At 73.1% G+C, this 13,216-nt stretch carries 12 protein-coding genes; 3 read left to right on the forward strand and 9 right to left on the reverse strand.

Features of this window, described 5'->3' with window-relative positions; translation table 11 throughout:
• Nucleotides 1-11: 11 nt before the first annotated feature.
• The 5 genes from OG625_RS01875 to OG625_RS01895 form a co-directional block, all read right to left on the reverse strand.
• The gene (locus OG625_RS01875) at nt 12-1,808 is read right to left on the reverse strand and encodes a serine/threonine-protein kinase (RefSeq protein WP_329376271.1); all 1,797 of its coding nucleotides are present in this window, start codon (nt 1,806-1,808) and stop codon (nt 12-14) included.
• A gap of 97 nt (nt 1,809-1,905) precedes the next feature.
• On the reverse strand, nt 1,906-2,730 hold the full coding sequence (locus OG625_RS01880) for a hypothetical protein (RefSeq protein ID WP_329376272.1): 825 nt from the start codon (nt 2,728-2,730) through the stop codon (nt 1,906-1,908).
• A complete protein-coding gene (locus OG625_RS01885; protein WP_329376273.1) occupies nt 2,730-4,007 on the reverse strand; it encodes a VWA domain-containing protein in 1,278 nt (425 codons plus the stop codon). Before OG625_RS01885 ends, OG625_RS01880 begins: the two co-directional genes overlap by 1 nt.
• Nucleotides 4,008-4,170: 163 nt before the next feature.
• Nucleotides 4,171-5,823 carry an FAD-dependent monooxygenase gene (locus OG625_RS01890; RefSeq protein WP_329376274.1) on the reverse strand — a complete coding sequence of 551 codons (1,653 nt, stop codon included), beginning with the start codon at nt 5,821-5,823 and terminating at the stop codon, nt 4,171-4,173.
• A 140-nt stretch (nt 5,824-5,963) separates the two neighbouring features.
• Nucleotides 5,964-6,374, reverse strand: coding sequence for an organic hydroperoxide resistance protein (locus OG625_RS01895; RefSeq protein WP_329376275.1), 411 nt, complete (start codon nt 6,372-6,374; stop codon nt 5,964-5,966).
• A gap of 125 nt (nt 6,375-6,499) precedes the next feature.
• Here OG625_RS01895 and OG625_RS01900 point away from each other — a divergent pair, with 125 nt between their 5' ends.
• Together OG625_RS01900 and OG625_RS01905 are read left to right on the forward strand one after the other, a co-directional pair.
• The gene (locus tag OG625_RS01900; protein WP_329376277.1) at nt 6,500-6,976 is read left to right on the forward strand and encodes a MarR family winged helix-turn-helix transcriptional regulator; all 477 of its coding nucleotides are present in this window, start codon (nt 6,500-6,502) and stop codon (nt 6,974-6,976) included.
• A gap of 64 nt (nt 6,977-7,040) precedes the next feature.
• A complete protein-coding gene (locus OG625_RS01905; RefSeq protein ID WP_329376279.1) occupies nt 7,041-8,078 on the forward strand; it encodes a PHP domain-containing protein in 1,038 nt (345 codons plus the stop codon).
• A gap of 15 nt (nt 8,079-8,093) precedes the next feature.
• Here OG625_RS01905 and OG625_RS01910 read toward each other — a convergent pair whose 3' ends face one another.
• From OG625_RS01910 to OG625_RS01920, 3 genes are all read right to left on the reverse strand, one after another.
• Nucleotides 8,094-8,582 (reverse strand): hypothetical protein, encoded by a 489-nt coding sequence (locus OG625_RS01910; RefSeq protein ID WP_329376280.1) that lies wholly within the window; start codon nt 8,580-8,582, stop codon nt 8,094-8,096.
• Between the two features lie 47 nt (nt 8,583-8,629).
• Nucleotides 8,630-9,418, reverse strand: coding sequence for an ArsR/SmtB family transcription factor (locus tag OG625_RS01915; protein ID WP_329390384.1), 789 nt, complete (start codon nt 9,416-9,418; stop codon nt 8,630-8,632).
• Between the two features lie 147 nt (nt 9,419-9,565).
• Nucleotides 9,566-10,564, reverse strand: coding sequence for a hypothetical protein (locus tag OG625_RS01920; RefSeq protein ID WP_329376281.1), 999 nt, complete (start codon nt 10,562-10,564; stop codon nt 9,566-9,568).
• Between the two features lie 333 nt (nt 10,565-10,897).
• Between OG625_RS01920 and OG625_RS01925 the strand changes: the two genes are divergently transcribed.
• Nucleotides 10,898-12,415, forward strand: a complete 1,518-nt coding sequence (locus tag OG625_RS01925; protein WP_329376282.1) for a carboxylesterase/lipase family protein — start codon at nt 10,898-10,900, stop codon at nt 12,413-12,415.
• A 55-nt stretch (nt 12,416-12,470) separates the two neighbouring features.
• Here the strand turns inward: OG625_RS01925 and OG625_RS01930 are convergent, their stop codons facing one another.
• Entirely contained in the window at nt 12,471-13,193 is a 723-nt protein-coding gene (locus OG625_RS01930) for an MOSC domain-containing protein (RefSeq protein WP_329376283.1), read from the reverse strand.
• Nucleotides 13,194-13,216: the final 23 nt, after the last annotated feature.

Raw genomic sequence — 13,216 nt, forward strand, 5'->3', positions numbered from 1 at the left:
GCGCGCGGCCCTCAGTCCTTGCGGGCCGCGCCGCGCCAGACCGTGATGTCGAGGGTCACGTACTTGCTCGGGTCGTTCTTCGCCGAACTGCCCTTGTAGACGACCAGGGCAATGGTCCCCTCCTCGGTCTTCACGCACATCGCGCCGCCCTTGGAGAGCGCCTCCACGGGGATCTTGCTCGCGAAGCGGGTCTCCTGACGGCAGGCCTGGAGCGAGCCCTCGGTCCCGCTGTCCAGGCGGGCGAGTTTGGCTGTGCTGACGCCGAAGCTGCAGTCCTGGAAGGCGCAGTAGTAGTAGAAGTCGTCCTTGGTGCTGTCGTGCGGCTCCAGCACGTCATCGGCGAACTTCAGATGGTAGTTGCTGGTCAGCTTGAAGTCCTTGGACACGATGGGCTGCGGGTCGGGACGCGGTTGTCCGCCGGCCGTGGCCGAGCCCGTGGGCGAGGCTCCGCCCAGGCTGTCGCGGGACGTCGTGCTGTCTCCGATGGCGTTGAGAATGGCGCCGCAGCCGGCCAGGAGGAGGAAGAGGCCGCCGAAGACGGAGACCAGGATGATCGCGGTCCGGTTGCGTGGCTTCGGGGGCTGCGGCATCTGCATCTGGATGACGGGCATCTGGACGGGCGCTGCCGCGGGCCGCGGCGCGTACGTGGCCTGCGGCGGCCCGAAGGCTCCGGGCGGGCCGTAGCCGTGCGGGCCGGGCGGGGTCCCCGGCCGGCCGGGAGGGCTGGTGGGGTGGACGGTGGGGTGGGCCCCGGACGACGGGTACCCGTTCGCTGCCGTGGGGACCGTCGGCTGCTGCGGGGCGTGGGTGGGGGCGGGAGGGGGCACGGCCTGCGCGGTGTTCGCCGCGGCGGGGGGTGTCGTCGGCGCGGTCGGGACCGAGGTCGTCGGGACCGGGGCCGGGACCTCCTGGCGGTTCGAGATGCCCGCCGCGACCCCTCCGGGCAGCCAGTCCTCCGGCCGCCGCAGCTGGGTCTGGTCGGCGGCGGTCCGGCACAGGTCGAGGATCTCGGTGAGCGAGGCCCGCCCGGCCGGATCCTTTACGAGGCAGCGTGTGATCAGCGGCCGCAGTTCGGCGGGGATCCCGGAGAGGTCCGGCTCCTCGTGCACGATCCGGTACAGCACGCCGTGCGAGGGCCCGTCGCCGTACGCGGGCGCGCCGAGCGCGGCGTACGCGGCCACCTGGCCGAGGGCGAAGATGTCGGTGGCCCCGCTGATCGCACGGCCGGCGGCCTGTTCGGGGGCCATGAAGGCGGGGGTGCCGACGGCGACTCCGCTGGCGGTGAGCGAGGTGGCGTCGGCGGCCCGGGCGATGCCGAAGTCGATGACCCGGGGGCCGTCGGCGGCGAGCAGTACGTTGGAGGGCTTGAGATCCCTGTGGACGATGCCCGCGCCGTGGATGACCTGGAGGGCCTCGGCGATGCCGGCGACGAGCATCAGGATGGTCCCGGCCGGGAGCGGGCCGTGCTCGGCGACCGCCGCGGAGAGGGTGGGCCCCGGTACGTAGGCGGTGGCGAGCCAGGGGTTGGGGCCGTCGGTGTCGCTGTCCATGACCGGGGCGGTGTAGAGGCCCTGGACCCGCTGCGCGGACTGCACTTCCTGGCGGAACCGCCGCCGGAACTCGGGGTCTTCGGCGAACTCGGGCCGGATCACCTTGATGGCGACCGGCCTGCCTCCCGGCGTGTGCGACAGGTAGACCTTCCCCATGCCGCCGGAGCCGAGCCTGGCGGCGATCCGGTAGCCCGCCACCATCGGCGGATCATCGCCCTCCAATGGCTGGAAGACTCCGCCCGCCACGTCCCCGTTCATCAATTCCCCTTGCTTTTCGTGATGTTGAGTCAACCCTAGACGTACGTGTGCGGCCGGGGCCGTACGGGAGTGCCGTACGGCCCCAACCGCTGCCGGGTCAGGCCTGCGGCGGGACCCTGGAGGGGCGGCCCGAACCGCGTGTGAGGGAGTACCCGAAGAGGCCCGCGAGGGCCGCGAGGACTCCGCCGGCCGCGGTCCAGATCCAGCGGTCCGACCACCAGCCGCCGGACCAGCCGTCCTCCGGCTCGCGCAGGGTACCGGTCACGGTGGCGGGCACCAGGGGGGTGGAGAGGGCTCCGTCCACCGCGTGGGCGCCGCCGGCGTCCGCCACCTCGGCCTGGACCGCGGCGCGCACCGGCAGGCCCTTGTCCTCGTCCGGCAGCGAGACGACGGTCAGGCGCACGTAATAGCTGCCCGGCAGCGGGTCGTTGGCCCATTGCTCGGCCGTGGCGCGGACGGTGCGCAGGGTGCAGGACAGTTCGACCGTCGAGGCTTCCTTGGCGGCGGCGCGGGTCTGGGTGCCGTAGGCGCATGCCTGGCGGCGGCGCAGCCCGTCGTACACGTCGATCTGCCAGGTCTCCGCGCCGTGCCGGGTCGCGGACTCGGGGAGGGTGACCGTGGCCTTGACCGTGGCGCGCTGCTCGGCGTCGACGGGGAGCACCCAGTAGAGGTAGTCGCCGGTGGACGCCCCGGCCGTGGCCTGCTGGCCCGGGCGGAAGGGCGTGGCGGTGCGGAAGCTGGTGCCCGCCTCGGTCGGCGCCGACTGCTCGGTCTTGTCCGAACTCCCGCTGGGGCCAGGGGTTGCCGCCGAGCCTGCCGACGACGTGGCCGGCGGGGTGTCCGCCTCGGACGTGCAGCCCGCCACGCCGAGGGCGGTGGCGCCGGCGAGCAGGGCCGCGGTCAGTGTGCGTACGGTACGCATCAGTTGGTCCTCCAGACGGAGATGCGCCAGCGCGAGATCCAGCCCCACACCAGACCGGCCAGCAGTCCGACGAGGGCCAGGGCCGCCAGGAGCCACCAGCCGCGCCCGAGGCCGAAGGAGGCGGTGTCGGAGGCCGTGTCGGGTCCGTCGACGAGGTCGATGGTCAGCTCGACGGGCATGCCCGGGGCGGTCTTGACGGAGGCGGGTGCGGAGAAGGAGTTGCTGACCTGGACGCAGACGGTCTCGGCGGCCGGCTTCGTGTCCGCGTCGACCCCGTCGATCTCGGCCTTCGGGTAGCGCAGGCCGGTGGAGATGACGTCGGTGCGCCCGTCACCGGCCTCCGCGCCGCGGACGATCTCCCGGCCGTGGAGGGTGGTGGCGCGCAGCAGGACTCCGTAGTCCCGGTTGACGGCGCGGTCGGAGGCGATGCTCACGGAGGCGCGCAGTTCCTGGCCGGGGAGGACCTCGACCCGGTACCAGCGGTGCTCGCCGAAGGTCTCGCGGTCGCTGTAGAGGCCGGGCTTCAGCAGGGGGGCGCCTTCGCACTGCTTGGCGCCCTCGGTGGCGACCGGGTTGACGACGGGCTCGGCGGCCCGGTCGATCAATTGGCGGACGCGGCTGGAGAGTTCGTCCTTGTGCTGCACCGCGGTGTACGTACCGCCGGTGGCCTCGGCGATGCAGGTGAGCTGGGCGCGGATCTTGGCGTCGGGAACCAGGCCGAGGGTGTCGATGGTCAGGTTGATGCCCTTGGCGGCGATGTCGCGCGCCACTTCGCACGGGTCGAGCGGGGCGCAGGTGTCCTCGCCGTCGGTGATGAGGACGATCCGCTTGGTGGCTTCGCCGCCCTCCAGGTCCTGGGCGGCGGCCAGCAGGGCCGGACCGATCGGCGTCCACCCGGTGGGGGCGAGGGTGGCCACGGCGGTTTTGGCCTCGGTGCGGTTGAGCGGGCCTACCGGGTACAGCTGCTTGGTGTCCTTGCAGCCGAGCGCCTTGTCCTCGCCGGGGTAGGTGGCGCCCAAGGTACGTATGCCGAGCCGCACTTCGTCGGGGACGGCGTCGATGACCTCGTTGAACGCCTGCTTGGCGGCGGACATCCGGGATTGGCCGTCGATGTCGTTGGCCCGCATGGAGCCGCTGACGTCGAGGACGAGATCGACCTTGGGGGGTTCCTTCGCCGTCTGTCCGTCGGCGGCGCTGGCGCTCGCCGGGAAGAGCCCGACGGCGAGGGCGGCGAGCAGGCCGCACGCCCCGGCCGCAAGCCGTTTTCTTGTGATCATCGCCGGATCGTATTGAGGATCGTCCGTCAATCCAAAACGTGATCCCGGCACCGGATTTCAGGGGGTGGCGATCGCTATCCGGACGGAGATCCGGGTGCGGGGGCAGAGGGCCCGATCCAGGCTGCCGGGATGAGCTGCTGGGGTGCGTCGACGCCCTGTGGGACTACCCCTGATCCGTGGGGGCGAAGACGTCGGCCAGGTGGGTGCGCAGTGCCCGCACGGTGGGTGGGGCGAGGCGGGCCCCGAGGTAGCCGTCCGGGCGGATGACGAAGGCCGTCGGGCCTTGCGCCTCGTAGCGGCGGGCGAACTGGGTCGCGGTGTCCCGGTAGACCGGCAGGCCGTCCGTGGAAGGGGTGGCGGAGGGGGCGTCTGCGGCGAGCAGGACGAGGGTCTCCATGCGGCCGCCGGTGGCCTCCCTGGCCGCGCGGGCGAGCTCGCCCGGGTCCGGCCCGGGCCCGCGGCCGTCCGCGTAGAGCAGCAGTACGTGGTCGCGGTCGCGCAGGAGGTCGTACAGGCGCAGCGGGTAGGCCGCGATCTGCCCGGTGAGGCCGACGCAGTCGGGTGCCCGGTCCCCCGGGCGGGGGCCCTGCCCCACGCCGGGCGGGTCGGTGAGGGGGCTGCCGCGGTAGCCGACGAGGAGTTGGGCCTCGCGCAGCACCAGGGTCCGCGGGTCCTCCGGGTCGGCCTGGATGCCCTCCTTGGCGTGCCGGACGGTGCGGCCGATGACTTCCTCGCCGACGGGCCGGCGCTCGGCGTCGTAGCTGTCGAGGAGGCGGGGGTGGGTGCCTCCCCCGACCGCGAGGGCGAGTTTCCAGGCCAGGTTCCAGGCGTCCTGGATCCCGGTGTTCATGCCCTGGGCGCCCGTCGGCGGGTGGATGTGGGCGGCGTCCCCGGCGACGAAGACCCGGCCGTCGCCGTAGTGGTTCACGATGCGGTGGCTGATCCGGAACACGGAGGTCCAGCGGATGCCGGAGGCCGTGGTGGGTTGCGGTGACAGTCGGTCCAGGACGGCCTGGATGTCGGGCAGTTCGGGGGCGCGGCTGCTCTGCAGTCCGTGCGCGACGCCGTCGGGGTCCGCGCCCACCCGTTGGGCGGTGGAGAGTTCGGGCGGGACCTTCATCGACATCCGGTAGCGGCCCGGGCCGGGCAGGGGGATGCCCACCAGTACGTCGTCCACGGCGCCGGAGGCGTCCCGGTGCATGGAGCGCAGTCCGTACTCGTGGGGCAGGTCCCAGTCGACCTCGACGTCGGCCAGCATGAACTCCTCGGGGAAGGCTCCGCCCTCGAAGGTGAGTCCGAGCCCCTTGCGGACGATGCTGTGCGCACCGTCGCAGCCCACGAGGAACCGGGTCCGCACTTCCTCCTCCGCTCCGGAAGGGGTACGGACCCGGTTGGTCACTCCGTCGGCGTCCTGGGCGAACGACACCAGCTCGGTGCCGCGTTCGACCTCGGTGCCGAAGCGGGCCAGGAAATCGGCGAGGAGGCGCTCGGTCTCGTACTGCGGCAGGGCCGCGAATCCGTACGGGACTTCCGGCGGCAGCAGCATGTCGAGGCGGGGCTGCTCGACGCCGTTGACGTAGACCAGCTGCCCGCGCAACGGGACGGCCGCGTCGAGCGCGGCGCGCACCAGGCCCATGCGGTCCCAGAGTTCCAGGGTGCGGGGCTGGATGCCGACGGCCTTCGCGAACGGCAGCCGGGCGGGCAGGCGGTCGACGATGCGGCAGGAGACACCGCGCCTGCGGAGTTCGACGGCCGCCGTCAGCCCGACGGGGCCGGCGCCGGCGACGAGTACGTCCGTTGCGTAGGTGTGCGCCATGGGCGCCTCCCGGCGTGCGGTCCCCGTACGAGTCGGTGCTCCTCCATGGTGGGCGCCCGCCGGGCGTCCGGCATCTTCAGTCGATGCCGGACGGTCGGCGGCCCCTGATCGACGACCCGGTCGATGACCTGCTCGATGACCTACTCGATGACGAGGTCCACGGCGATGTTGCCGCGGGTGGCGCGGGAGTACGGGCAGACCTCGTGCGCCTGCTTGACCAGCAGGGCGCCGGTCTCGCCCGCGAGGGACTCGGGGAGCTCGACGCGCAGGACGACGCCCAGGCCGAAGCCCGCGCCGTCCTTGCCGATGGAGACCTCCGCGGTGACCGAGACCTCGCTGGTGTCGGCCTTGGCCTGGCGGCCGACCAGGCCGAGCGCGCTGGAGAAGCAGGCGGCGTAGCCGGCCGCGAAGAGCTGCTCGGGGTTCGTGCCCTGTCCGTTGCCGCCGAGCGCCGGGGGCATGGCCAGGGCGAGGTCGAGCTGACCGTCGGAGCTGACGGTGCGGCCCTCGCGGCCGTTGGCGGTGGCGACAGCGGTGTACAGCGCGTCCATCGGAGTTCCTCTCCCAGAAATCAACGGTGCGGCGGCCGGTGGTCGACCTCGCTCCATGAGTAGAGCACACAATTCAGTTGTGCACAATTCAATGCCTCGCAAGTTCTCCCGGGTACACTGGCCGCATGACCGAGCAGCCGACCGCCACCCACCCCGACCAGGACTTCCTGCGCCTGGACGGCCAGATCTGCTTCGCGCTGAACGCCGCGAGCCGCGCCTTCGGCGGGCTGTACCGCGTCGTCCTGAAGGACCTCGGGCTCACCTACCCGCAGTACCTGGTGATGCTGGTGCTGTGGGAGCACGGGGAGATGCCGGTCAAGCAGATCGGGCAGCACCTGCGACTGGACTCGGGGACGCTGTCCCCGCTGCTCAAGCGACTCGAGGCAGCCGGACTGGTGCGCCGCGAGCGCAGCACCGAGGACGAGCGTTCCGTGCACGCGCACCTGACCGAGGAGGGCGCGGCTCTGCGCGCCCGGGCCGTGGAGGTACCGCGCCGGATCGCGACCGCGACCGGGTTCGAGCTCGGCGAGATCATCGACCTCCAGACCCGCTTGAACCGCCTCACCGCCGCCCTCGACGCCGCCGCGCCGGAGGAGGCGTAGGCGGTGTAGGAGGCGCGAGTGCCTCCCGCGCCGGACACTGGGTCCGGGAGCCAGGAGGTGCGCGATGGATCCGGTTGCGGCGCTGGACCGCATCGCCTTCCTGCTGGAGCGCGCACAGGCGCCCACGTACCGGGTGCGGGCCTTCCGGACGGCGGCGGCCACGGTCGGGGCGATGGGCGGGCCGGAGCTGGCGGAGCGCGCGGCGGCCGCCGGTTCCCTGGAGCAGCTCAAGGGCATCGGCCCGAAGACGGCCCAGGTCGTACGCGAGGCACTCGCCGGGGAGGTTCCGGCCTATCTCCGGACCCTGGAGGACGAGGCCGCCGCCCTCCCCGACGCACCGCCTGCCACCCCTGCCGCCACCGCCCTGCGGGCGGCGCTGCGCGGGGACTGCCACATGCACTCGGACTGGTCGGACGGCGGCAGCCCGATCGAGGCGATGGGGCGGGCGGCCGCCGCGCTGGGCCACGAGTGGGCGGTCCTCACCGACCACTCGCCGCGGCTGACGATCGCCCGGGGGCTCTCCCCGGAGCGGCTGCGCGAGCAGCTCGGGGTGGTGGCCGAACTGGCCGAGGCCTGGGCGCCGTTCCGGCTGCTGACCGGCATCGAGTGCGACATCCTCGACGACGGTTCGCTGGACCAGGAGCCGGAGCTGCTGGAGCGGCTGGACCTCGTGGTCGGCTCGGTGCACTCGAAGCTGCGGATGGACGCGCCCGCGATGACCAGCCGCCTGCTGGCGGCGGTGCGCAACCCGCTGATGGACGTACTGGGCCACTGCACGGGGCGGCTGGTGACGGGGCGGACGCGGCCGGAGTCCCGGTTCGACGCCGAGGCCGTCTTCGCGGCCTGTGCGGAGGCCGGTACCGCCGTCGAGATCAACAGCCGCCCCGACCGGCTGGACCCGCCCCGCCGGCTGCTGCGGCTCGCCGTCGCGTCCGGCACCTTCTTCGCCATCGACACGGACGCGCACGCCCCGGGCCAGCTGGACTGGCAGATCCTGGGCTGCGAACGGGCCGTGGAGTGCGGGGTGCCGCCCGAGCGCGTGATCAACACCTGGTCGGCGGAGGAGCTGCTGACCTGGACCCGCACCCGTCGTGCCCCTTAGGGCCCGCCTGCCGCATCAGGCCGGCAGGAGGGCCAGGAGCTGTTTCGCGTGGCCCGGCAGCTCCGATTCCGCGAGGCCGGCGAGGAGGTCCCGCAGCGGGAGCGGGCGGTCGACCAGGACCACGCCGTTGGACAGCAGCAGGGTGGGTACCTGCGTGTCGAGTTCGGCCTCGCTCAGGGCCGGTCCGCCGAGGGCGCAGAGGGCTTCCCCCTGCGCCCGGATGCGGCGGCGGAGCCCCTCGTTGCCGCCGGCGAGTGCGATGACCCGGTCGAGGGTCCAGGTGTCCTGCGCCACGCGGTTGTCGTACGTCGTGACGGCGCCCGACGCGACCGAGGAGACGGCGACGAGGGTGGCGGCCCCGACGAGGGACACGTGGGCCAGGATCCGGTCGGCGCTCCACTCCCCGGGTGGCGGGACGGGGCTCGGGTCGCCGGAGGCGGCGACCGTTTCGGCGGCGTACAGCAGTTCGCGGTAGGCGTCCCGCAGTGCGGCGGTGTCCTGCATGACTGTTCCCTTCCGGTCGGGTGATGGCGCCGCGGGCAACGGCCGCCTCAGGTGTGCGACGGGGACATCTCCCACGGGGCCTGCGGGAGGACCTCGCCGGTCTCCAGCAGCGACTTGAGGTTCGCCAGCACCGCCGGCCAGCCGCGCGAGATTCCGCCGAGCATCTCCTCGTTGGGGAGGTTCTCGTGGGTGACGGTGAGGCGCACGATGTCCTCGTGCGGCTCGACGAGGAAGGTGACGACGGACGGCTCGCGCGCCGGTTCGACGTCGGGGTTGTCCTCGAAGGTGACGACCAGCCGCGTCGGGGGCTCGGACTCGATCACCCGGCCGACGACGTCGACGGCGCCCGATCCGTCGACCCGCCGGTGCTCCCAGGTCGATCCGGGCTGCCAGTCGGAGACGTTGGCGTGCCCCCAGTAGCGCGCCGTCAGGTCGGCATCGGTCAGGGCCTGCCACACCTGCCGCGCGTCGGCTCGGATGTAGGTGACGTAGACGTAGGTCGGCACGGTCGTGCTTCCGCGGGTCATGGCGTACTCCTCTGCCTTGTTCTTGATGGCGCCGAGCGCTTGCAGCCGGGGCCTGTCGAACCCTGAGATCCAGCGCTCCTCGATCTCGTGGATCGGCGCCGGGTTGAGGTAGTGCAGCCGCTCTCGCCCGCGCCGCACGACGGTGACGAGGCCGGCCTGTCCGAGGACGTCCAGGTGCTGTGTCGCCGACTGGCGCGCCATGTCCAGGTGCTCGCACAGCTCGCGCAGCGTCTGGCCGTTCTGCTCGCGCAGCCGGTCGAGCAGGAGTCGTCGGGTGGGATCGGCCAGCGCTTTGAACACCGAGTCCACCTCTCTCGGTTCGAGGCTCACCTCTCCATTATGCAGGTAATTACCTGCATAATGTCAACGTGTCGCCACGCCCGCCGTGCGGGCCCACGTGAAGCGGCACCCCGCGCTCGGAGCGCCGGGTGCCGCTTCGTATCGGGTCGGCCGGGGTCAGGCCGAGCTCTCCTGGCCGGTCCTCAGCGCCAGGCCGGCGAGGACGGCGCCGGCCGCCGCGCACAGCATCGCGGTGACACCCGCCCACGCCAGCGAGCCGCCCACCGCCCCGGCCAGCGGGTCGAAGTCCGCGACGCCGCCCACCACGTGCAGGGCGACGACACCGAGGGCGGCGACGGCTCCGGCCCGCCACACCGCGGCGGTGTCCCGGAGCGCCAGCAGCGCGCCGAGTCCCAGGCAGACCACGGTGACCAGCAACGGCAGCCACTGCCCCGGGGTCGCGGACGGCAGGGCGGCCAGGTCCGCGGGCAGGTGGAGGGCGCCGCTGACCAGCAGGGCGATCGCCACGGGCCAGCGCAGCACGTGCCGCAGCACCTGGGAACGACCCGCCGGTTCGGCGACCGGCACGGAAGCCGGGGCGGTGCGCCCGGGCCGCTGATGGTACGGGGCGTCGTAGATCTCCGCGTAGGCGGGCTCGTACGGTTCTTCGTACAGCTCGTCGTACACCACGGCGGGGGCCTCCGGCTCGGCCGAGGACGAGGCCGAGGCGGAGGCCGCCACCGCGTCGCGCCGCCGGTCCGGTACGCGGTTCTCCTCGTGGCCGAGGATGGTCGCCAGCAGGGCGACGTCCTCGATCGAGCGCCCGACGGCGGCGGCGCGCAGCGTGATGTCCGCTTCGACCGTCTCGTGCGGGGGCTCGCCGAGGAGGGCGACCATCCGCTGCACGTCCTGCACGGGCCGGGTGACGGCGGCCGTGCGCAGCGCTTCGTGTCCGGCGTCCGGGAGGCTGGCGTCCTCCTTGAGGAGGCTCACCAGCGCGGTGACCTCTTCGATCGGGCGGCAGGTGACCGCCGTTTCCAGCAGGGTGCGTATGGGCCGGACGCCCGGCGCTTCGGACGCTTCGACCGGATCGGACGCTTCCGGTGCGGCGGCGGTGTCGGGGATCCCGTGGCGGTCTTCGTGGTCCGTCGCCGCGAGGGTGATGGGGTCATTCATGGAAAGCTCCGTTCGCCGACGCACGGGTCTACACATCGCGCGGCGGTCATCGTGCGTCATGGGAAGCGCACGCTTTGTTACATTTACGGTTGAATCCGCTCGCTGCGCCATTCGGGGCGGGCAAACGGGGGCCCGACCAGTCCCCACGGGGAAAGGCCGTCAGCCGTGCCCGACATGCATGCCGTCCGCCGGCGGTGGTCCGCACCGCTCCTGGCTCTCGTCCTGCCCGCGGTCCTGCTGCTAGTGACGGGCGCCGGCCCGGCGCCGACGCCTACGCCTGCCCCTGCGCCTGCGCCTGCCGTCGTGCCCCTTCCCGCGCCCGGACCCCTCGTCGTGGACACCGATCGGGGGCCGGTCCGCGGGCGGGCGCACGGCTCGTACCGGACCTTCGAGGGCATCCCCTACGCCGCTCCCCCGACGGGCGCGCTGCGCTGGCTGCCGCCGCGGCCGGCGGCCCGGTGGGCGGGCGTCCGCGATGCGGGGGCCGCCGGGTCGCGGTGCGTGCAGCTGCCGCCGATCGGGACGGGCGGGCCGAGCGGTTCGGAGGACTGCCTGTTCCTGAACGTCACCGCGCCGACGGCACCCGCCCCGAGGAGCGGGGACTCCCGGCCGCTCCCCGCCATGGTGTGGTTCCACGGCGGCGGCTTCCTCAACGGCGCCGGCGACCTCTACCGGCCCGAGCCGCTCGCCGTTCGGGGCGGCGTGGTGGTCGTGACGGTCAATTACCGGCTGGGCGTCTTCGGCCTGTTCGGCCACCCGGAGCTCGGCGGGGCCCCCGCGCTCGCCCTCGCGGACCAACAGGCGGCGCTGCGCTGGGTGCGGGCGAACGCGGCGCGCTTCGGGGCGGACCCGCACAACGTCACGGTGTTCGGCGAGTCGGCGGGCGCCCTCAGCGTGTGCGCGCACCTCGTCTCCCCGGCCTCCGCGGGCCTGTTCCACAAGGCGATCGTGCAGAGCGGCTCCTGCTCGACCACGATGCCCGCGCGGTCGCTGCTGCCGGACCTCGGTACGTACGAGCCCTTCGTCCCCGAGGGCCGGGTCGTCGCGGACGGGGCCGAGGCGGCCGGGCGGCTCGGCTGCGACCGGCCGGCGGGCGGGGTCGTGGACTGTCTGCGCAGCCTGGACGCCCGTACGCTCGCGACGCCCGAGCTGATGCAGCGGTTCTCCCTCGTCCCCTACGGCAAGGGCCTGCTGCCGCTGGAGCCCCGACGCGCCCTGGAAGGCGGGCGGTTCCACCGGGTGCCGGTGATGCAGGGCACCACGCTCGACGAGATGCGGATCTTCGTCGCGCAGACGCTCGCGGCCCATCCGGTCGCCGACGAGGCCTCCTACCGGGCCCGGCTGGAGCAGTCCTTCGGCGCCGCGACCGCGCGGGTCGTCGAGGCGGCCTACCCGGTGTCCGGCCACCCGACGCCGGCGGTGGCCTGGGCCACCCTGCTGTCCGACGCCTCGTTCACCTGCCCGACGCTGCGGGACAGCGGAGCGCTGGCCCGGCACGTGCCGACGTACGGCTACCGGTTCAGCGACCGCGACGCGCCGAACTTCACGGGGCTGCCGGAGGTCGCCGGGCTCCCGTACGGGGCCTCGCACGGCTTCGAACTGCCCTACCTGTTCACGATGGCTCCCCTGGCGGCGCCGCAGCGGGAGCTGGCGGACCGGATGATTGGCTACTGGTCGGCGTTCGCCCGGACCGGCAGCCCGGGCGGCGCGCAGTGGCCGCGGTACCGGGCGCCGGACTCGGTGCTGTCACTGGCGCCGGGCGCGGAGGGGATCCGTACGGTGGACGCGCGGGCCGAACACCACTGCGCGCTCTGGGACGCGTGGTGGCCGAGGGGCACCGGCTCTCCGTGACGACGGCCCCCGGCACCTCCCGCGGTCCCACCTCACGCCCCCATGATCGCGCCCGCTATTCGAGCACGACCGGTTCGCCTACCCGGACCCTTCCCGGTGTGACGACCCCGGCGAGCATGTCGAGCCGGTTGCCGTGCGCCGTGACGATGGTCTTCAGGATCAACGGCGAGTGCGGAAGTTCCTGCTGGGCCTGGTTGGTCATCACACAGCGCTCGCTGGAGCGCAGGAACTCGATGCGCACCGTGGATCCCACACGGGCCTTGCGCCCGACCCACTCGTCCTCGACGAACGGCGGGGTACCGGGCGGAGTGCGCACGAAGATGTTCGGCCGGAACCGGCGTTCGTCCGTCGGGACGTCCGGTACCTCTCGGCGTATCCAGTCGAGGGTGGCCGTGGTGAGGACGCTGAGCGGCAGTTGGTCGAAGTGCGAGATTTCGCCTTCGCGGGCCAACTCGACATCGTCACGCCCGAGATATGCGCGGAGGTAAGCCGTGGCATCGGCCACCGCGCGCCCCTGATGGTCGATCAGCTCCGGCGTACCCGGCTCCCCGGCGGGGCCCTGCGCGTAGCGGGAGCTCAGGTTCAGCAGACCGTCCATCCGCCGGAAGCGCCGCGTGCTCTTCCCCGAGCCGAACTTGCCTTCCGCGTCCCGCACCGCGTACAGCCGGTCGCCCACCATGCCCCGGTGGTCGACCTCCGCGCTGCGCAGCCGTTCACCACCGGTGGACTTGATCGGATACCGCCACAACCGTTCGATCACACCCACGTTCTCCGTCACTCCGGTGACGCTAGTCCAACGCC

It is taken from the genome of Streptomyces sp. NBC_01351, from assembly GCF_036237315.1.
Classification (GTDB): domain Bacteria; phylum Actinomycetota; class Actinomycetes; order Streptomycetales; family Streptomycetaceae; genus Streptomyces.